Raw genomic sequence first — 433 nt, 5'->3', positions numbered from 1 at the left:
TGCCGGCGCATCCTCGACGACATCGCGGAAACCGAGCGCGCCGCCACCGGCGAATACGCGGCGCCGCGCGGCGAGCTGATCGTCACCGCGCCGATCGTGTTCGGGCGCCTGCACATCGTGCCGGCGGTGGCGGCCTTCCTCGCCCACTATCCCGAGATCGACGTGCGCCTGGTGCTGACCGATCGCGTCGCCCACCTGATGGAGGAGCAGATCGACGTGGCGCTGCGGATCGGCGAGCTGCCCGACAGCAGCCTGATGGCCGTCCGCGTGGGCAGCGTGCGCCGCGTGATCTGCGCGAGCCCGGCCTATCTGGCCGCGCACGGCGCGCCGGCCGAACCCGCCGACCTGGCGAATCACCCCTGCATCAGCTTCGAGGTGCTGGCCTCGCGGCGCGCCTGGGTGTTCGAGGCAGGCAAGGGCGAGCTGACGGTGC

The 433-nt window shown here is 72.5% G+C and carries 1 protein-coding gene; it reads left to right on the top strand.

Annotation, left to right across the window (positions count from 1 at the left end; all coding sequences use genetic code 11):
- Window positions 1–433: LysR substrate-binding domain-containing protein (locus HWY05_RS37995; protein ID WP_244146819.1), on the top strand; the 433-nt coding region annotated here is incomplete at both ends.

The organism is Paraburkholderia sp. BCC1876 (genome assembly GCF_902833695.1).
Lineage (GTDB): Bacteria > Pseudomonadota > Gammaproteobacteria > Burkholderiales > Burkholderiaceae > Paraburkholderia.
Note: the sequence above shows the minus strand (reverse complement) of the source record. Positions and strands in the feature narration are given on the sequence as shown.